This window comes from Clostridia bacterium, assembly GCA_017554615.1.
Classification (GTDB): domain Bacteria; phylum Bacillota; class Clostridia; order UMGS1840; family HGM11507; genus SIG450.
The window spans coordinates 12,507-32,416 of record JAFZHY010000004.1; the positions used below are offsets into that span (position 1 = coordinate 12,507).

The 19,910-nt window shown below is 32.9% G+C and carries 17 protein-coding genes; 15 read left to right on the forward strand and 2 right to left on the reverse strand.

The genetic code is table 11. The features are described 5' to 3' along the window. Positions 1–6 precede the first annotated feature (6 nt). Together IKZ35_01020 and IKZ35_01025 are read right to left on the reverse strand one after the other, a co-directional pair. Positions 7–1,665, reverse strand: coding sequence for an STAS domain-containing protein (locus tag IKZ35_01020; GenBank protein MBR4892548.1), 1,659 nt, complete (start codon positions 1,663–1,665; stop codon positions 7–9). Positions 1,666–1,686: 21 nt separating this feature from the next. Next, the gene (locus IKZ35_01025; protein ID MBR4892549.1) at positions 1,687–2,265 is read right to left on the reverse strand and encodes a hypothetical protein; all 579 of its coding nucleotides are present in this window, start codon (positions 2,263–2,265) and stop codon (positions 1,687–1,689) included. Between the two features lie 138 nt (positions 2,266–2,403). Here IKZ35_01025 and IKZ35_01030 point away from each other — a divergent pair, with 138 nt between their 5' ends. The 15 genes from IKZ35_01030 to IKZ35_01100 all read left to right on the forward strand — a co-directional run bounded on the left by IKZ35_01030 (position 2,404) and on the right by IKZ35_01100 (position 19,904). Continuing rightward, on the forward strand, positions 2,404–3,771 hold the full coding sequence (locus IKZ35_01030; GenBank protein MBR4892550.1) for a UDP-N-acetylmuramoyl-L-alanine--D-glutamate ligase: 1,368 nt from the start codon (positions 2,404–2,406) through the stop codon (positions 3,769–3,771). Continuing rightward, entirely contained in the window at positions 3,764–4,771 is a 1,008-nt protein-coding gene (locus IKZ35_01035; protein ID MBR4892551.1) for a M42 family peptidase, read from the forward strand. The genes IKZ35_01030 and IKZ35_01035 overlap by 8 nt, the downstream gene beginning before the upstream one ends. Further along, on the forward strand, positions 4,771–5,784 hold the full coding sequence (locus tag IKZ35_01040) for a M42 family peptidase (GenBank protein ID MBR4892552.1): 1,014 nt from the start codon (positions 4,771–4,773) through the stop codon (positions 5,782–5,784). Before IKZ35_01035 ends, IKZ35_01040 begins: the two co-directional genes overlap by 1 nt. 2 nt (positions 5,785–5,786) lie before the next feature. Continuing rightward, positions 5,787–6,737 carry a hypothetical protein gene (locus tag IKZ35_01045; GenBank protein MBR4892553.1) on the forward strand — a complete coding sequence of 317 codons (951 nt, stop codon included), beginning with the start codon at positions 5,787–5,789 and terminating at the stop codon, positions 6,735–6,737. Positions 6,738–6,741: 4 nt separating this feature from the next. Continuing rightward, complete coding sequence (locus IKZ35_01050; protein MBR4892554.1) at positions 6,742–8,016, forward strand: methionine gamma-lyase family protein; 1,275 nt, start codon at positions 6,742–6,744, stop codon at positions 8,014–8,016. A 64-nt stretch (positions 8,017–8,080) separates the two neighbouring features. Further along, the gene (locus IKZ35_01055) at positions 8,081–9,319 is read left to right on the forward strand and encodes a permease (protein MBR4892555.1); all 1,239 of its coding nucleotides are present in this window, start codon (positions 8,081–8,083) and stop codon (positions 9,317–9,319) included. 130 nt (positions 9,320–9,449) lie between these two features. Next, positions 9,450–10,856, forward strand: a complete 1,407-nt coding sequence (gene miaB, locus IKZ35_01060; protein ID MBR4892556.1) for a tRNA (N6-isopentenyl adenosine(37)-C2)-methylthiotransferase MiaB — start codon at positions 9,450–9,452, stop codon at positions 10,854–10,856. Between the two features lie 15 nt (positions 10,857–10,871). Then, positions 10,872–11,249: a YlbF family regulator gene (locus IKZ35_01065; protein ID MBR4892557.1), complete on the forward strand. Its 378-nt coding sequence runs from the start codon at positions 10,872–10,874 to the stop codon at positions 11,247–11,249. A 25-nt stretch (positions 11,250–11,274) separates the two neighbouring features. Next, entirely contained in the window at positions 11,275–13,926 is a 2,652-nt protein-coding gene (gene mutS / locus IKZ35_01070; protein ID MBR4892558.1) for a DNA mismatch repair protein MutS, read from the forward strand. 3 nt (positions 13,927–13,929) lie between these two features. Next, complete coding sequence (gene mutL, locus IKZ35_01075; protein MBR4892559.1) at positions 13,930–15,747, forward strand: DNA mismatch repair endonuclease MutL; 1,818 nt, start codon at positions 13,930–13,932, stop codon at positions 15,745–15,747. A 3-nt stretch (positions 15,748–15,750) separates the two neighbouring features. Continuing rightward, entirely contained in the window at positions 15,751–16,671 is a 921-nt protein-coding gene (gene miaA / locus IKZ35_01080) for a tRNA (adenosine(37)-N6)-dimethylallyltransferase MiaA (protein MBR4892560.1), read from the forward strand. 16 nt (positions 16,672–16,687) lie between these two features. Next, positions 16,688–17,923, forward strand: a complete 1,236-nt coding sequence (locus IKZ35_01085) for a hypothetical protein (GenBank protein MBR4892561.1) — start codon at positions 16,688–16,690, stop codon at positions 17,921–17,923. Beyond that, a complete protein-coding gene (locus IKZ35_01090; GenBank protein ID MBR4892562.1) occupies positions 17,895–18,620 on the forward strand; it encodes a YggS family pyridoxal phosphate-dependent enzyme in 726 nt (241 codons plus the stop codon). Before IKZ35_01085 ends, IKZ35_01090 begins: the two co-directional genes overlap by 29 nt. 45 nt (positions 18,621–18,665) lie before the next feature. Beyond that, entirely contained in the window at positions 18,666–19,124 is a 459-nt protein-coding gene (locus IKZ35_01095) for a cell division protein SepF (GenBank protein ID MBR4892563.1), read from the forward strand. Positions 19,125–19,133: 9 nt separating this feature from the next. Next, entirely contained in the window at positions 19,134–19,904 is a 771-nt protein-coding gene (locus IKZ35_01100; GenBank protein MBR4892564.1) for a hypothetical protein, read from the forward strand. Positions 19,905–19,910: the final 6 nt, after the last annotated feature.

The window sequence follows — 19,910 nt, forward strand, 5'->3', positions numbered from 1 at the left end:
TATCTTTTAGCGTCTTTTTTTAATTTTTTTACTAAGTTCTACGATTGATTCTGCTTCTTTATACGCATCGGAAACTGTGTCAAAGAACATTTCTTTCTTTATGCCCTCCATACCGCCTAAGTTGGATATGATTTTTAAAGGTTGTTCGCTTACTCCTGCAAACATTGGAAGAATATGCTCTTCCTTACATCTTTTTTGAATTTTTTCTAATGCGTCATACGCAGTAGCATCCATAACTGTCATTTTAGACATATCAAATATAACAATATTTAATTTTGTATTTATATCTCTTAAAACATCTAAAAAATTACTTGCAGAGCCAAAGAATAACGGACCGTTTATTTCATAAATCATAATCTTATCATTGTTATATAAATTGCTGTCATATTCGTCTGTTTTATAAGATTTAACAGTAGTATTGTCTGAAACCTTCATAACAATTAAGACAAGTGCTAAAATCATTCCCACTTCAATAGCAACTACAAGGTCAAAAACAACGGTTAAAATAAAGGTAACCATCATAACCAAAGCATCGCTTTTTGAAGATTTTAAAAGAGTTTTCATAGATTTTATTTCTGCCATATTGTAGGAAACAACTACAAGGATACCGGAAAGTGCAGACATTGGAATAAGTTTTGCATATGGCATAAATACAAGCATTATAAGAAATAATGTTATGGCATGGATAATACCTGCCATAGGAGTTTTTCCACCGTTTTTAATATTTGCCGCTGTTCTTGCTATTGCACCTGTTGCAGGGATACCACCGAAGAATGAAACGGAAATATTTGCTATACCCTGACCGATAAGTTCTGCATTTGAATCGTGTTTTTTACCTGTCATCCCGTCTGCAACAACTGCTGAAAGCAAAGATTCAATCGCTGCTAAAAGAGCAATAGTAAATGCAGGAGATATAAGAGTTTTTAAAGTTTCAAAATCTATTTTTGGTAAACTTGGCAAAGGCAGAGAGCCTGAAATTTCACCAAACTGAGTTTCAATAGTGTTAACAGGCAGTTTAAATATTGTAACCAATAATGTTGTAACAATAAGTGCTATTAAAGAGCCTGGTATTTTTTTATTTATCTTAGGCCATAAAAACGAAATTGCAATAGTTAAAACACCGATAGCAGTTGCCCATAAGTTAATACTAGAAAAGTTTTCAAAATATGCTATCCATTTATGTATAAATTCTGACGGTATGCCTGAAATATTAAGACCTAAAAGGTCGTTAATCTGGGTAGACATAAGTGTAACTGCAATACCAGTTGTAAACCCGACGGTAATTGTATACGGTATGTATTTTATAACGTTACCCAATTTAAAAATACCAAAGAGAACTAAGAATACACCTGCCATAAGTGTAGCAATAATAAGACCGTCTATTCTGTACTGAGCAATTATTCCGCAGATGATAACAACGAATGCTCCCGTAGGCCCACCAATCTGAACGTCGCTTCCACCGAAAAAGGATATACAAAAACCGGCAATGAATGCAGTTATAAGACCTTTTTCAGGAGAAACACCTGAAGAAATTGCAAGAGCGATAGATAAAGGCAGAGCAATTATTGCAACTATAATTCCTGCAATAAGGTCTTTAGACCAGGTGCCGTCTTTAAAATATCCCCCTAAATTTTTAAAAACCTCAAAAGACTTAGGTTTATACATGTTAATAACACATCCCCTTATTTAATTTAAAATATCTTTAAGTACCAAATCAATATTATCAAACGAAACAGGTAAAGCATAATTACATTTATCGCAGATAATATAAAGCCCCTTTTCATTATAGGCAACAGAATATGTGCTTTTACAATCGCACACCTTTATTTTTTCAGGATGCTCATACACAATTTTAGATAAAGTAACCATCTGTTCAATTACATGAGCGTCTGCAATATAGTGTGCCTCTTCGGTGTATTCGCTGCCTTCTTTTATATATTCTTTAATTTTTTCTTTGATTTTTTCCCTGTTTCCTACGAATAAAACATTTGCTTCATAGTAAGGGCAGGAAAAAGAAAAACAATCTTTAGAGAAGAACTGATTAAAAGGCACCATAAAAGAATGCTCCTCTTTGCACACAGGGCAGAAAAGTTCTATCTTAAAAGACTTTGTAGAATTTTTTGTAACCTTGATTTTGCTTTTTTCACACTCGCAAAAATAGTCTTTAACTCTGTTTCCCGAAAAGTCAAATATATTTATATCAACTATCCTGTAATCGTCGCAATCAGGACAGATGAATGCAATGCCGGTGGTTTTAGTTTTCATAAAATCACTCCCTAAGAAGTTATTATATAATATAAGTATAAAAAAATCAAATAAATACTTAAAAAAATATTTTAATTTTATAAATAATATAGTATAATGAAAAGTAAATTATAATTACAAAAAGGGCGGGGCAAAAAAATGTTTGCAAATTTTTTGGACTTTAAAGAAAAAATGAAAGGTAAAACGGTTAATGTTATCGGGCTGGGGGTCAGTAATATCCCTCTTGTTAAAATGCTTGTATCTTTCGGGGCATTTGTTATAGGCAGAGATAAAAATGAAGATATATCTTTAGATGTTGATATTTCATATAAACTTGGAGAAGATTATTTAAAAGATATAAAAGGAGATTATATTTTTAAATCTCCTGGTATCCGTCCTGACCTTCCTGAGTTTTTGGAATTTACAAAAAACGGTGGAATACTTACCTCTGAAATGGAAGTGTTTTTTGATGTTTGCCCTTGTAAGATTATCGCAGTAACAGGGAGCGACGGTAAAACAACTACAACTTCTCTTATTTCAGAACTTTTAAAGGAAGCAGGGTACTTAGTTCACACAGGGGGAAATATAGGCACACCCCTGCTACCTAACATAGAAAATATAAAACCTGATGATATATGCGTTGTGGAACTTTCAAGTTTTCAACTTATGACTATGAAAAAATCTCCGTCTGTGGCTGTTATAACCAATATAACTCCTAATCATCTTGACGTTCATAAATCGTATGAAGAGTATATTTTAGCAAAAGAAAATATAACTAAATTTCAAACTAAAGAGGATAAACTCATAGTAAATTACGATAATGAAATAACAAGAAAAATCGGAGAAAATAAGAAAGATAATGTTTGTTATTTTTCACTTAATGCACTCTGTAAAGACGGTTTATATTATGAAGACTTAAAAATTTTAGAAAAAGGCGAAAAACTTATTGATATAAAAGATATAAAAATACCAGGAATGCATAATGTTGATAATTATATGGCAGCCTATCTTGCAGTAAAAGATTATATAACAGTTGATGTTTTAAAAAAAGTTGCAAAGAATTTTAAAGGGGTAAATCACAGAATAGAGTTTGTTAAAGAAGAAAACGGAGTAAAATATTATAACGATTCTATTGCTTCAAGCCCTACAAGAACAACTGCGTGTATAAATGCTTTTTATTCTATGGGTAAAAAGCCGATACTTATATTAGGCGGAAAAAATAAAAATCTTGATTTTACTTTGCTTGGTAAGGAAATAGTAAATAAAACCAAGAAAATATATCTTGTGGGAGACCTTAAAAACCCTCATCTTAATACAGCGAAGGCAATAGAAAAAGCAGTTTATGATGTGGATAAGAATTTCCCTGTGGAATTTTTCTATACCTTGGAAGAAACGGTTAAAAAAGTAAAAGAAGACGCAGATAAAGGAGATATTGTAGTATTATCTCCCGCAAGTACAAGTTTTGATAAATATAAAAATTTTGAAGAAAGAGGAAATCTTTTTAAAGAGTATGTAAATAATGGATAGTTTAAAAGAACTTCTTAGTGTTAATACAGTATCAGGCAGTGAGTTGTCCGGCAGTAATAAAGTTTATGAAATTTTTTCAAATAGTGGAGCAGAAGTTACGCTCGACAAACTTTCAAATGTTATTGCCACAAAAAATAAAAAAGGAAAGTTTAAGGTTTTATTAGATGCCCATTTTGATACAATAGGGCTTATGGTAACTAAAATCTTAAAAGGCGGTTTTATAAAATTTACTGCTTTGGGCGGAGTAGACCCAAGAATTTTACCCTCCCTTACTGTTACAGTGCACGGAAGTAAAGATATAACAGGGGTTATAGGTGTTGTCCCTCCTCATCTTTTAAAAGGGGACGATAAGAGTGCCTATAAAATTGAAGATTTGTTTATTGATACAGGGAAAGACGAAGAAGAACTAAAAAAAATAGTATCCGTAGGGGATGTTATATCTTTTAAAAGCGAGTATACTGAACTTTTAAATGGCAGGATTGCATCGGCAGGTCTTGACGATAAAATAGGCGTCTATATAGTATCTGAAGTTTTAAGTAAGATGGATAATGAAAATATCTGTCTTTTTGGTGTTGCAACTATCGGTGAAGAGATAGGCTTAAAAGGCGCAAAAGTTATCAGTAACTTTGACGACTTTGACTTGGCAATTATAATTGATGTAACCCACGGTATGACACCTGATGCTATTAAAAACAGAGCGTTTGAATTAGGTAAAGGCCCTGTTATAACTCTTGGCCCATCCCTTTCAAAAGAGTATAACGATAAGATTAAAAAGGTTGCAAATAAAAAGAATATAGATATCCAGATAGAAGTTGAGCCAGGAAATACAGGCACAAATGCATGGGTATATCATAGCCTTAAAACTTCCTGTCCGTCTGTTATGGTGTCTGTTCCTTTAAGATATATGCACACATCCTATGAAGTTTGTGATAAAGGGGATATTTTATCTTCTGTTGATTTAATTTTAGAGTTTTTAAATTCAATAGGGGGTGAAGTGTAATGCTTAAAAAATTAACCGAAGCATTTGGTGTATCAGGCTGCGATAAAGAGGTCAGAGATATTATAATTGATGAAATAAAAGACTATGTAACCGATATAAAAATTTTAAAAGATTCAAATATAATAGCCTTTAAAAAGGGCAGAAAAACAAGTGATAAAAAAATAATGATAAGTGCACAGACCGACGAAGTAGGTTTAATGGTAAAAGATATTACAAAAGAGGGGTATCTTGAAATCTGCTCGGTAGGGGGGATAGATTCAAGAATTCTTCCGTCCAAAAAAGTATATGTGGGCGATAATAAAATACCAGGTATTATCGGTATAAAAGCAGTTCATATGACTGATAAAAAAGAAAGAGAAGAGTTAATACCGATAGAAAAACTATATGTTGATATAGGTGCTTATGATTACTTGGATGCTCTAAATTATATAAACAGGGGAGATTATATCCTCTTTGATTCATCATACGAAGAATTATCTTCTACAAGGGTTATGGCAAAAGCACTTGATGACAGAGTCGGCGTTAAAATTCTTATTGACCTTTTAAAAGAAGAGAGTGAATACGATTTTTATGCAGTGTTTAATTCTCTTGAAGAAATAGGCCTAAAAGGTGCTATGACAGCGTCTTATTATATTAACCCTGATATTGCCTTAATCTTAGAGGGAACTACCTGCTCGGATGTTTTAGATACAAAAGAGCATCTTCAGTCAACAAATCTTTCAAAGGGTGCAGCCCTTTCAATATGGGACAAGGCATCAATATCGGATGCAAAACTTAATGATTATATAATAAATCTTGCTAAAAAAGAGGGAATACCTCTTCAATATAAAAGAACTAACAAAGGCGGAAATGATGCAGGGACAATTCAGGTTGCAAAAGACGGATGCAAAACTGCAGTTTTATCCGTGCCTTTAAGATATATCCATTCCCCTGTATGTGTGATGGATAAAAATGATTTTAACTCGGCATTTAAAATAGCAAAAGCCTTTTTAAATAATGTGGGAGGTTTATAGAAATGGAAAATATTAAAATTATAGAAAATATATTTGCCCTGTCAGGTTATGAAAATGATTTAGCCTTGTTTTTACTAAGTGAAACTAAAGGATATGTAGACGAAGGGTATATAGATAAACTTGGAAATGTAATTTTAAGAAAAAAGGGTACTGGCGAGAAACTTCTTATAAATGTTCCCATATCTTCTGACGGGTTTTTTATATCCCATATAACCGAAGACTTTAAAGGGAAAATAAAAGGCGTTGGCAACATATGCTATGAAAAAATGCTTGGCAAAAGAGTAAGAAACCGTGATGGAAAAATCATTGGTGTTATTATGTCTGACTCGGATGAAGTAAAAGACGAAGACGATTTATATGTTGATTTTGGCGCTTATAAAAAAGAAGATGTTTTGGTTAAAGTAGGCGACGTTTTAGAAGTTTTTGAAAAGTCTTTTGAAGTGGGAGATAATCTTTATGGTGTGTCGGTTGACAGATGTTTAAATATATCAGCACACCTTGATATAATAAAAAACTTAAATACCGATTTTGATTTATATTACTGTTTTAGTGTTATGGATAATACAGGATTTAAGGGTGCTAAAACTGCTGCTTTTAGTATAAACCCTGATATATGTATAACCTCTTCTTTGTCTTATGAAAATTTAAAAGAAACAGATATTAAATTAAATAAAGGCGTAGTTGTAAGAATTAAAGACAGCCATATTATAGTAAATAAAAACTTAAGAGATATGGTTATTAAAAAACTTTCCCAAAATTTAGTGCCTTATCAGTTGGAGGTTTTGTCAAATTCAGGACTTTCTAATAACGAAATAATGTATCTTAATAACGGTATTTTAACTGCTAATATAAATCTTCCGGCAAAAGAAGCAGGAGGCTTAATAAAAACTGTAAATAAAAATGACTATAAAGAATTTAAAAAAGGTCTAATAGCAATAATTAACAAGGGGTAAAAAAATGATAGATTATAAAAAATATTTTGACGTGTCAGACAGGGCTGTTGAAATTGTAAATTGTGGCGAAGAAAGAGCAAAAGCCTCTTTTAAGAAAGTAGAAGAGATAGCAACAATAAATCAACTTAAGGTTTTAAAAGCGTTCAGGGATAACAGAATAAGCGAAGCGCATTTTAACTCAACTTCAGGATATGGTTATGATGACTTGGGAAGAGATACCCTTGATAAACTCTATGCTGATATTTTCGGTGCAGAGGATGCATTGGTAAGACACAATATAATCTCAGGCACTCATGCTCTTTCGCTTTGTCTTTTTGGAGTTTTAAGACCGAATGATACTTTGGTTGCAGTAACAGGAAAACCTTATGACACACTTGAAGAAACAATAGGTATAAGAGGGGAAGAAGGAGTCGGCTCCTTAAAAGATTTCGGAGTAAACTACAAAGAAGTTCCCTTGAAAAATTCCAAAGTTGATTTTGACGGGATAAAGAATGCAGTAGACGATAGCGTAAAGGCTGTTATTATACAAAGGTCAAAGGGTTATGATTTTAGAGAATCTCTTTTAGTTGATGAAATCGGGGAAATTATTTCTTTTGTAAAAAGTATAAATAAAGATATAATCACAATAGTTGACAACTGCTACGGAGAATTTGTGGAAGATAAAGAGCCGACAGAAGTAGGAGCAGATTTAATGGCAGGATCTTTAATTAAAAACCCTGGCGGAAGTATCGCAAGAACAGGTGGATATATTGCTGGAAAGAAGGAATATGTCAAAATGTGTTCATATAAATTAAACGCAGTGGGAATAGGCAAAGAATGTGGTGCAACTTTAGGGCTTAATAAAGAAATGTATCAGGGTATATATTTTGCGCCTTTTATTGTATCTCAGGCAGTTAAAACTGCAATCTTGACTGCTCAAATATTTGAAGATGCAGGGTTTGATGTATGCCCTAAGGCAGACGAAAAAAGGTCTTGCATAATAGAAGCAATAAAGTTTGGCACAAAAGAGGGTGTTTGCCTGTTCTGTCAGGGAATTCAAAAAGGTGCAGCAGTAGACTCTTTTGTAACTCCTATGCCATGGGATATGCCGGGTTATGAGCATCAGGTTATTATGGCTGCAGGTGCTTTTAATCAGGGGTCATCAATAGAACTTTCGGCAGACGGTCCTATAACTCCTCCTTATATTGCATATATGCAGGGTGGGGTTACATATGATTACGGTAAAACAGGCGTTCTTTTTGCTGTGGATAGCCTTCTTAAAAATAATATAATAAAATAACTCAATATATACTTGACTAAAAATATTAAATGGGTTAAAATGCTTAAAGAAATGGGGTAATTAAATGAGTTTATTTGGTGGTGTTATTTCCATTACAGGAATTACATATCTTGTTTTCTGCCTGTTTGCAATTACAATAATAGGCTATGCACTTGGCAGAATTACATTTAAAGGCGTATCACTTGGTACTGCAGGGGTATTTATTGTTGCACTTATATTTGGTTGCGTTTTTTACGACGATTTATCCAAACAACTTCCTGAGTATACATCCAATGCGCTTAAAGTTGTTGAAAATATAGGGCTTATACTGTTCGTTTCATCAGTTGGCTTTATCGCAGGGCCAAAGTTTTTTGGAAATATAAAGAAAAACTTTACATCTTATGTACTGTTAGGTTTTATAATTATTGTTGCAGGAGGCATTTGCGCAGTTTTATGTGTATATGCAGGAAAACTTATGGGTGAGACTGATATGCAGAAATTATCTGCCATAGTTTCAGGGCTTTTTGCAGGAGCGCTTACATCTACACCTGCCTTTTCTGCGGCAAAAGCATCTGTTTCTACAAACGAACTTGAGCAGTTAGTTTCCGTGGGATATGGTATAGCATATATATTTGGTGTTATCGGCGTTGTTTTATTTGTTCAACTTATGCCAAAAATTTTAAAAGTAAATATGAAAGAAGAAAGAGAAAAACTTATTGCTTTAGAAAATGCATCTGATACAAAAAAAATTACAGGTAAACTTTTAGAACTTGACAGTTTTGGTATTGCACCTTTTGCACTTAGTGCAATTATTGGTATAGTTATTGGTATGATTAAAATTCCTCTTTCATCCAAAGGTCTTGACGGAACAACATTCTCCCTTACAACAACAGGCGGATGTTTACTGGCAGCACTTGTTTTCGGCCACTTTGGAAAGGCTGGAAAAGTTAATCTTATGCCAAGTGTAACAACACTTAAAGTATTCAGAGAATTTGGGCTTGTGCTTTTCTTAATAGGCGCAGGTATTTCTGGCGGAGCAAGATTTGTTCAGGAATTTAAAATAGATTATTTTGTTTACGGTGCTTTAATGACTGTTGTGCCTATGATTATAGGGTTTATCTTTGCAAAATTTGTGCTTAAGATGAATATTTTAAATATTTTAGGTTCAATCACAGGAGGAATGACAAGTACCCCTGCATTAGGAACTTTAATTCATGTAGCAGGTACAGAAGATGTTGCCGCAGCATATGCTGCAACCTATCCTATCGCTCTTGTAGCAGTTGTGTTGGTATCGCAGTTTATTATAATATTCTTTGCAGTTTAAAGGTTAAAAATTTAAGAGTCTTATCATTTATATTCTGATAAGGCTCTTTTTTAATTTTTAGGTTAAAAAATATTGTAATATTTTAAAAATTATGCTAAAATATATTATTATTTAAAATATATAATATATTATGGAGGATAGTGTCTTGAATAAGATATCCGCTAACGAAATAAAAAGGCAAAAAGACTTTGTTTTAAAAGTAAAAAATGAGATAGATAAAGGAATTTATGCATGTGTTATAACCTACGGTTGTCAACAGAATGAGAACGATTCTGAAAAGTTAAAAGCGTATTTATCCGATATGGGTTATAAAATATGTGATACGCCAGAAAAAGCAAAGGTTATTATATTTAATACCTGCGCAGTAAGAGAGGGCGCTCAGGAAAGAGTGTATGGAAACTTAGGTGCGCTAAAACACCGAAAGCAAAAAGAAGATGATTTAATTATCGGAATTTGCGGATGTATGGCTCAGCAGGAAGAAGTTTCAAAAAGAATAAAATCACAATTTCGCCATGTTGATATAGTGTTTGGTACTCACAGTCTATACCGTTTTCCCGAAATAATGTGGGAAGTTATATCAAAAAGAGTAAGAAAATTTGATATTATAGACTGCGATGGGTATATAGTAGAGGGGATAGACCAGTTAAGAGAAGATAAATTCAGAGCGTCAGTTTCTATTATGTACGGTTGCAATAATTTTTGTTCGTACTGTATAGTGCCTTATGTAAGGGGAAGAGAAAGAAGCCGAGACCCTGAAAATATAATTTCAGAAATTAAGGAACTTAATGATAAAGGGTATAAGGAAATTACTCTTTTAGGGCAGAATGTAAACTCATACGGAAAAGATTTAGACGAGCCTTTTGATTTTGCCGACCTTATTAAAGAGGTTAATAAAATTGACGGGATAAAGAGAATAAAGTTTATGACATCTCATCCTAAAGATATCTCGGATAAACTCATAAATGCTATGGCAGAATGTGAAAAGGTTGTTCCTTATCTTCATCTTCCTTTTCAATCGGGAAGTAACCGTATTTTAGAGAAGATGAACAGAAAATATACAAGGGAAAAATATCTTGACATAATAAGAAAGGTAAGAGAAAAAATACCAAACATTGCTTTATCCAGCGATGTAATTGTCGGGTTCCCTAATGAAACCTATGAAGACTTTTTAGAAACTCTAAATCTTATTAAAGAAGTAAGGTTTGACACACTCTTTACCTTTATCTATTCCAAAAGGCCTGGCACACCTGCCGCAAAAATGGAAGACAGTATTTCACAGGAAGAAAAGCATAAGAATTTTAATGAACTTTTAGAAGTTCAGAATGCTATTTCAAAAGAAATAAACGATACCTATGTGGGAAATACTTATAGCGTTCTGGTAGAAGGCGTGAGCAAAAATAACCCTGATATGATGTCAGGAAGAACAGATACAAATAAAATAATAAACTTCGCAAAAAAAGACGCAAAAGAGGGCGATATTGTTAATGTTAAAGTTACAAGTTCGCAAACTTGGGCGCTTATAGGCGAAGAAGTATAAAAAGGAGAAATTACAATGAACGAATTATTACAAAAAGCACAGGAACTTGCAGAACTTATTAAAACAAGTAAAGAATACTTACTTGCAAAAGAAACTGAAGCCATTCAGGCAAATGATGAAAAAGCGCAACAGATGATTCAAGCATATAACGATAAAAGAAGAGATATCGCAGTAAGAATGCAGTGCTCTCAGTTAAGCGAAGAAGAAACAGAAGCGGTAAGAAAAGAAATAAACGATGCGTTTAACGAACTTATGGAATATGATGTTATAAAAAACTATGTAGAAGCGCAGAAAGATTTTGAAATATTAAATCAGCAGATTATGAACATTATTTCAGGCGCAGTAAACGGTGGTTGCGGCGGTTCATGTTCTAGTTGTTCAGGTTGCCACTAATTTAAAAAAACGGGAGAATTAAAAAATGGGGAAATTCATACTGGAAGATTTATTAAATGAAAATATATCTCCGATGATGAAGCAGTATATTGAGTTAAAGTTAAAGAATAAGGATAAAATAATTTTTTATCGTTTAGGGGACTTTTACGAAATGTTCTTTGACGATGCAATTCTTACATCCAAACTTTTAGAACTTACTTTAACAGGCAGAGACTGCGGACTTACAGAACGTGCGCCTATGTGTGGTGTTCCTCATCATTCGGTGTCAGGATATATCGGCAAACTTACAAGTTTGGGATATAAAGTAGCCATCTGCGAACAGGTGGAAGACCTTAAGGACAAAAAGGGGATAGTAAAAAGAGAAATAGTAAGAGTTATTACACCGGGAACAGTTACCGATACTGATGTGCTAAGTGAAAAGAGCAATAACTTTTTATGCTCAGTATACGGCGATGAAAAAGGCGTGTGTATGGTTTTTTCTGATGTTTCAACAGGTGAACTTGATATTATAAATCCCATTATGGAAAGCGAATATGCCTACAAGATAATAAGCGAACTTTCTAAATATTCCCCAAAAGAAATTCTTATAAATAAAAAGTTAGCACAAAATGAAAAACTTTTAAAAGAAATCAGTTTAAGATACTCCCCGTATATAAATTCTATTGACGAAGAAGATTATGATAATAATAACGGTATTAAGATTATAAAGAGTAAATTTACCGATTATGAACTTGGAAAAACAAATATATTAAATTATAAGCAGTCGGTTAACGCTCTTTCTAAAATGATAGAATACCTTTGCGAAACTCAGTTTAACGAGCTTAAGCACGTTAGTAAATTTGAATGTTATAATGAAGAAGATTTTGCCCATATTGATATTTCCACTAAAAGAAATTTAGAACTTACAGGCACTTTAAGGGATAACAATAAACAGGGGTCGCTTATTGGTATACTTGATAAAACCTCTACCTCTATGGGTGCAAGGCTTCTTAAACAATATATTGAAATGCCTCTTAAATCTTATGTTCATATTGCCCTAAGACACGGAGCAGTAGAAGAACTTTTAGAAAAAAGAGAGGTAAGAGAAGAAATAATAAAGAAACTAGATTTTGTATACGATATTGAAAGACTTGCCTCAAGGGTTTCATATAAAAGCGCTAACGGAAGAGATTTGGTTGCCTTAAGAAAATCTTTTGGCTGTGTACCTGAAATTAGAAGCATACTATCAAAGTGTACAAGCACACTCTTAAAAGAAATATATGAAGAACTTGACCCTTTAACTGACGGAGTGGATATATTAGACCGTGCCCTTAATGAAGCACAACCCCTTTCGGTAAAAGAGGGTGGTCTTATAAAAGACGGTTATAATGAAAAGTTAGACGAACTTCGCCGTGCTATGAGAGAGGGCAAGGAATGGATTTTACAGATAGAAAATCAGGAAAGAGAAAAAACAGGAATTAAAAATCTTAAAATAAGTTTTAATAAAGTATTCGGCTATTATATTGAAGTAACAAAATCATACTTAAATATGGTGCCTGACTACTTTGTGAGAAAACAGACTCTTGCAAACTGCGAAAGATATATAACCTCAAAGTTAAAGGATATTGAAAGCCTTGTTATCGGTGCAGAAGATAAAAGTATTAACCTTGAGTATGAACTCTTTGCCGAAATAAGAGAAGAAATGTATAAAAGATTGGAAAGAATTCAGAAAACTGCCAAAGCACTGGCAAAACTTGATGTTCTTTGTTCTTTTGCAACGGTTGCCTTTAAAAACCATTATGTTAAACCAACTCTGTCTTCTGACGGAAAGATTATCATAAAAGAGGGAAGACATCCTGTGGTTGAAAAGGTTGTTACAACAGGCGCATTTATCCCTAATGATACATATCTTGATATGACTGATAATATATTTTCCATTATCACAGGGCCTAATATGGCAGGTAAATCTACCTATATGCGTCAGGTGGCTCTTATTACTTTAATGAGTCAGATTGGCTCATTCGTTCCCGCAAGAAGCGCTACTCTTCCTGTTGTGGATAAGATATTTACAAGAGTAGGAGCATCGGATGACCTTGCTTCAGGTCAGTCTACCTTTATGGTGGAAATGAGCGAAGTGTCCAATATATTAAAAAATGCCACTAAAGACAGCCTTGTTATTTTAGACGAAATAGGCAGAGGCACATCCACCTTTGACGGTCTTAGCATAGCATGGTCGGTAGTGGAATATATACTTAAAAAAATTGGAGCAAAAACTCTTTTTGCAACTCATTATCACGAACTTACCGTTCTTGAAGAAAAATTAAAAGGTGTTAAAAATTATCAGGTCGCAGTTAAAAAAAGAGGCGATGATATAACTTTTTTAAGAAAAATTATTGAGGGTGGCACTGATGACAGTTACGGTATAGAAGTTGCCCTTCTTGCAGGAGTGCCTAATGATGTTGTAAAAAGAGCAAGAGAAATAGTAAAAGTTTTAGAAAGCAAAGACCTTGCTATTGATGAAATTACTTTAAAAAATATGCCTGAGCCAAAAAAAGAGGATGACACTCAGATTGGCTTTGTAAATATGGCAAATGATAATATAGTTAAAACCTTAAAGGGAATAGATGTTACCACTCTTACTCCCGTTGAGGCACTTAACATTCTTTACGATTTAAGTAATAAAGTTAAGGAGTTATAAAAAATGTCCCGAATTAATGTTCTTAGTTCACAACTTTCCAATATGATTGCAGCAGGAGAAGTTTTGGAAAGACCTTCGTCTGCAGTTAAAGAACTTGTTGAAAACTCAATAGATGCAGGTGCTGACCGTATAATAGTTGAGATAGAAGACGGTGGCAAAACTTTAATAAAGGTTACAGATAACGGGTCTGGTATGACAAGGGAAGACGCCCAAACCTGTTTTCTTCGCCATGCAACAAGTAAAATTTCAACCAAAGAAGATTTGGAAAATATTATAACTTTAGGTTTCAGGGGCGAAGCATTAGCAAGTATTGCCGCAGTGAGCGAAGTGATATTGGAAACAAGAGTAAAAGAAAATATAACGGGAACAAGAGTGCATATAAAAGCAGGAGAAATAATCGATGTTTCTGATGTTGGATGTAATGTGGGAACGGTTATTACAATTAAAAATCTCTTTTTTAACACACCTGTCAGAATGAAGTTTTTAAAATCGGATACAACTGAAGCATCCTATATTACAGAGATTATGGAAAAACTTATTATTGCAAGGCCTGATATTTCATTTCTCTTTATAAAAAATAAAAAGGAATGTTTATATTCAGCAGGGGATAACAATGAGTTTTCCAACCTTTTAAATATTTACTCAAAGGACATCTGCGATAATTTAATAAAAATAGATTACAAAGAAGACTATATCACAATAAAAGGTTATTTAGGCAACGAAAAAATACTTCGTTCCAACCGAAAAAATCAGATATTTTTTGTTAATGGAAGAGTAGTTAAAAACAGAATTTTTTACAGTGCAACAGACGAAGCCTTAAAAGAAAAGGTTATGGTATCCAAATATCCTTTTATAATACTTGATATAACTGTTAACCCTGAAGAAGTGGATGTTAATGTTCATCCTACCAAAGCAGAAGTTAAATTTTCAGACGACAGATTTATCTATAACCATATTTATAATGCCATATATTCATCTTCCAAAGTTTCGGGAATGGAAGATGAAAGTAAAAATATTGAACCTTTAAAAGAAGAATATGAAAAAATGTCATTTATTAAACCGACAGAGTTTATAGAAAAACCTATTAAAATGACATTAAGGGAAGAAAAAAAGGAATATAACAAAGAGTTTGATGTGGTTGATACACCGAAATTTGAAGCGCTTGTTCCAAAGGTAAAAGAGCCTTCAAAACCTTATATCGTTGAAGATAAGAAAGAAATGGTTGTAAAAAAAGAAGAAAAAGTAAAAGATTATAAAATAATAGGCCAACTGTTTTCAACATATGTGGTAATAGAAAAAGAAGATAAAATATTTCTTCTTGATCAACACGCAGCCCATGAACGCCTTTTGTATGATAAAATAAGAAAAGAATATGAAAATAAAAATATCATATCCCAGAAACTTCTTATGCCACGTACAATTCGCCTGTCGCCTACTGAATATAGCATAGCGATAGAAAACCTTGAAGTTTTTTCAGGTCTTGGTTTTGATATAAGCGTGTTTTCCGATAACGAACTTGCAGTAAGGGAAATTCCTTTTGAACTTGGAATAAATGAACTTACCGATACAGTTTTGGAAATTATAGAAATAATAAAAGATAATAAAAAGAGCCTTATTACATACAAGCAGGAAAAAGCACTTCACACCCTTGCGTGTAAAAGTGCAATAAAGGCAAATATGAACTTTTCAGATTATGAACTTGAAAAACTTGTTGATGATGTTTTAAATCTTCAGGATGCAAACACCTGTCCGCACGGACGACCTCTTTTTGTGTCTTACACTAAATATGAAATTGAAAAACACTTTAAAAGGATAACATAGGCTATGAAAAAAATAGTTTGTATTGCCGGGCCGACAGGGTCAGGAAAAACAAAACTCGGCATAGAAACAGCAAAAAAATATAACGGTGAAATTATTTCTGCCGATTCTATGCAAATATATAAAAAACTAAATATCGGCACAGCCAAACCAACCGAAGAAGAAAAAGAGGGAATAGAGCATCATTTAATTGATATAATCTCTCCTTGTTCTCAGTTTTCGGTAAAAGAATTTGTTGATTTAGCCAATAAAAAAATAGACGGTATAATTAAAAAAAATAAACTCCCTGTTATAGTAGGGGGCACAGGCCTTTTTATATCCTCTCTTATTGATAATGTTAAGTTTTCAGAAAGTGAGCAGGATGAAAGATTAAGGGAAGAACTTAAGAATTTAGCAGAAGAAAAAGGCGCCGAATATCTTCATAATATGTTAAAAGACATAGATTACGAGTCATATTTAAGGCTTCATCCGAACAATATAAGAAGAGTTATAAGAGCAATAGAAATTTATAAAACAACAGGGATGACAATGAGTGAGCAGATAAAAAACTCAAAGAATGTTCCGTCCCAGTTTGATGTAAGATATTTTGGACTTAACACAAGGCGCGAAGTTATATATGAGCGTATAAACAAAAGAGTGGATATTATGGTTGAACAAGGTCTTTTTGATGAAGTTTACGCTTTGTATAATGAAGGGATAGATTTAAGGTATAAATCTATGCAGGCAATAGGCTATAAACAACTTATAATGCACTTTGAAGGGAAGTTAACAAAAGAAGAAGCCATAGACCTTATAAAGCAGGAGTCAAGAAGATATGCCAAAAGGCAGTTAACCTGGTTTAGAAGAGATGAGAGAATTATCTGGATAGATATAGAAAAATACAATACGCCAGAGTTACAACTTGAATTTATAGAAAAATATATATAACAAAAAAGGAGGATTTATGAATAAAAATTATAAACTAAAAATTACAGGAATACTTATTTTAGTGCTTTCTATTATTGTTTTAATAAGTATGTATTACATAAATTCTTCCTCAGCAAATACAATAACTGTTTATAAAGAATCGGTAGAAGAAAAGGTTTATGCCAAAGGATTTATATGTACCGAGTCTACATTAATTAGTGCAAATGAAACAGGCGAAGTTTTATTTACTTGTCCTGAAGGGAAAATGATTGTCCCTTATTATAAAATAGCAACAATCTATTCAGGTGTAATAGATGATGATACACGCACCACTTTAAAAAATCTTAACGATAAAATAGTATATGCAGGTGCAAATGTAAAAAACAAGGATAATATAGTGGGGGATGTCCCTACCATAACAAGAGAAATAAGTAAATCTATTTCACAGGCGATTACCGAAACTAATGAAAATAACTATTCAAATATTTATAAAATAAAGAACGAAATAAACCTTTATAATAAGAAACTTTTTGAATTAAAAGGCGAAAAAATAGAGGTTAAGGAAGAAAATATTGAAGACGAAATTATAAAGGTTGAGCATTCGCTAAATCTTAATAAAACTGAATATAAAAGCCCTGTTCACGGTATGTTTTCAACAAAGGTTACAAACTTTGATGAACTTATTACTCCAAAAAAAGTAACCAGTCTTTCACCAGGCGAGTATGACTCAATTTATAATACAAAAATTGAAGAACAAAATGATATCGCACCCGGTAAGAATTTTTGTAAAATTGTAAATAACTACGAGTGGTATACTGTGGCTAAATTTAAAAAGGAAGAAATTGAGGGAATAAGCGAGGGGTCTTTTGTTCATTTAAGAATTTTAAATAAATCTGACAGTAAAATTCCTGCAACGGTTATATATATATCCGATGAGGAGGATGAAGAAGTGGTTGTTGCCTTAAAATCAACCAAACATCTTGATAATATATGGGTAACTGATAAAATAGAATTTGAACTGATACTAAGAACAAGGTCAGGCTTTAAAGTTCCTCCGTCTGCCATAATAGAAAGAGGAAATGAATACGGAGTATATGCAATTAAAGACAGTGTGTATAAATTTATTAAAGTAGAGCCTGTGCTTTTTGAAGATAAGTTTGTCCTTTTAAAAGATAAAACAACTGAGGGTGGCTCAGAGGGAGAAAATGTCATTTTATACGATTTTGTGGTGGTAAATCCTGAACATGTTAAAGAAGGGGATTTCGCACATTAGTTGGGAGAAAGAAATGATTTCTGATAATATTAAGAAAATTAAAGAAGATATTTTTAATGCCTGTATAAAAAGCGGCAGAGATTTTTCAAAAATTGAAATAGTGGGCGTTACAAAAACGGTTAAAGAAGATAAAATACTTTGCGCAATAAACGAGGGGATAACCCATGTGGGGGAAAACCGAGTTCAGGAATATCTTTCTAAATATGATTTCTATAAAGCGAATAATTTAAAAACAAGCATAATCGGTCATCTTCAGACCAATAAAGTAAAATATATTATCGATAAGGCAGACCTTATTCAGTCGGTGGACAGTTTCCACCTGGCAGAAGAAATTTCAAAACAGGCGCTAAAGCATAATACCACAATGGATATACTGGTTGAAATAAATATAGGAGATGAAGAATCTAAATCAGGTGTATCCTTTAGCGAGGTTGATGAAATTACTCATAGAATAAGCGAACTTCCGGGCATTTTTATAAAAGGTCTTATGTCTATTCCTCCTGTTTTTACAGATGAAATAACAGCAAGAGGATATTTTCAAAAATTATATAAAATTTATATTGACATTATGGGCAAAAAAAGGGATAATATATGTATGGATATTCTGTCTATGGGTATGTCAAGTGATTACCTTTTGGCCATAGAAGAAGGCTCTAATATGGTAAGAATAGGCAGAGGAATATTCGGCGAAAGATAAAGGCAAATCTTAAAATGAGAAATATATAAATCGGGAGGAAATAAAATGGCTAATTTTTTCAAAAAAACAATGGAATTTATAGGTTTATCAGACGAAGATGAAAATATCGATGTTGAACCGGTAGAAGAAAAAGAAAGCGAAAGAGAAAAGAAAAACGATTCTTTCTCAGTAAGCCCTAAAAAGAATAAGGTGGTTAATATCCATACTACTACTCAGCTAAAAGTTGTTGTATACACTCCTAATTCTTTTGACAGTGCAAGAGAAATTGCTGACCACTTAAAAGCAAAAAAACCGGTTGTAATAAATTTAGAAAATGTTGAAACTTCTGTTGGCAGAAGAATAATCGACTTTTTAACAGGCTCTGTTTATGCAGTTGACGGAAGCATCCAGAAAATAGCAGACAGAATCTTCCTTATCGCTCCTTATAATGTTGGTATTATGGGCGGAGATGTTAAGGACGAGCTTATGAAAAACAAAATAGTTTTCCCTTATACTAACAGATAAGGTGAATTTATGCAAAAAAAAGACAGAGTGTTGTATTATGCAACTGACAAAGAGGAAAGGCTTCTTCTTTCCCATATCTTTGACAATTATGTTAAATCAGTTACAAAAAACCATAATACATATTCAAATTTTTTTAGCGAAGAAAAAACATTGCTTATAGAAAGTGCATTCGGCAATGAATGTGATGTAAAATTTGATACATATGGCGGATATCAAGGAGCAGAAAGAGTGATTTCTGCTTTTTTGGTGAATGAAGAAAAGAAAGCCTACCCTATAAAATGTCTGGAAATTACAGGAAGGGATATTAAGAAACTTTCCCATCGTGATTTTTTAGGCGCTTTAATGAGTCTTGGAATTGAAAGAGATACAGTAGGCGATATTATCATATCGGATAAATGCTATGTGTTTGTAAAAGAAGAAATTGCAGATTATATTATATTTAACCTGTCTAAAGTCGGCAATGTGGGAGTAAGCGTCTTAGAATACTTGGGCGAAGAAATTGTAAGGGAAGAAAAAAGCGAAATTTTAACGGTAACTGTTGAATCACTTCGCTTAGATTTAATTTTATCTAAAGCCTTTAATATTAAAAGGAGCGACAGTGTAAAGTATATAGCAGCAGGTAAGGCTACAGTGTCAGCAAGAACTGTTACTGCAAACGATTATAAGGTTAAAGAGAATGATAAAATAACCTTAAAAGGCAAGGGAAAAGTATTGTTCTTAGGAGAAAAAGGGCAAAGTAAAAAAGGCAAGATCATAGTAAGTATCAAAAAATATCTGTAAGGGGGA

Coding starts and splice junctions, on each gene's coding strand:
- IKZ35_01100 (MBR4892564.1), top strand. CDS start 19,134: ATGCAAAAAAAAGACAGAGTGTTGTATTATGCAACTGACAAAGAGGAA.
- mutL (MBR4892559.1), top strand. CDS start 13,930: ATGTCCCGAATTAATGTTCTTAGTTCACAACTTTCCAATATGATTGCA.
- IKZ35_01040 (MBR4892552.1), top strand. CDS start 4,771: ATGCTTAAAAAATTAACCGAAGCATTTGGTGTATCAGGCTGCGATAAA.
- IKZ35_01020 (MBR4892548.1), bottom strand. CDS start 1,665: ATGTATAAACCTAAGTCTTTTGAGGTTTTTAAAAATTTAGGGGGATAT.
- miaB (MBR4892556.1), top strand. CDS start 9,450: ATGGAGGATAGTGTCTTGAATAAGATATCCGCTAACGAAATAAAAAGG.
- IKZ35_01035 (MBR4892551.1), top strand. CDS start 3,764: ATGGATAGTTTAAAAGAACTTCTTAGTGTTAATACAGTATCAGGCAGT.
- IKZ35_01085 (MBR4892561.1), top strand. CDS start 16,688: ATGAATAAAAATTATAAACTAAAAATTACAGGAATACTTATTTTAGTG.
- IKZ35_01090 (MBR4892562.1), top strand. CDS start 17,895: ATGTTAAAGAAGGGGATTTCGCACATTAGTTGGGAGAAAGAAATGATT.
- IKZ35_01045 (MBR4892553.1), top strand. CDS start 5,787: ATGGAAAATATTAAAATTATAGAAAATATATTTGCCCTGTCAGGTTAT.
- IKZ35_01050 (MBR4892554.1), top strand. CDS start 6,742: ATGATAGATTATAAAAAATATTTTGACGTGTCAGACAGGGCTGTTGAA.
- IKZ35_01025 (MBR4892549.1), bottom strand. CDS start 2,265: ATGAAAACTAAAACCACCGGCATTGCATTCATCTGTCCTGATTGCGAC.
- IKZ35_01065 (MBR4892557.1), top strand. CDS start 10,872: ATGAACGAATTATTACAAAAAGCACAGGAACTTGCAGAACTTATTAAA.
- IKZ35_01095 (MBR4892563.1), top strand. CDS start 18,666: ATGGCTAATTTTTTCAAAAAAACAATGGAATTTATAGGTTTATCAGAC.
- IKZ35_01055 (MBR4892555.1), top strand. CDS start 8,081: ATGAGTTTATTTGGTGGTGTTATTTCCATTACAGGAATTACATATCTT.
- IKZ35_01030 (MBR4892550.1), top strand. CDS start 2,404: ATGTTTGCAAATTTTTTGGACTTTAAAGAAAAAATGAAAGGTAAAACG.
- miaA (MBR4892560.1), top strand. CDS start 15,751: ATGAAAAAAATAGTTTGTATTGCCGGGCCGACAGGGTCAGGAAAAACA.
- mutS (MBR4892558.1), top strand. CDS start 11,275: ATGGGGAAATTCATACTGGAAGATTTATTAAATGAAAATATATCTCCG.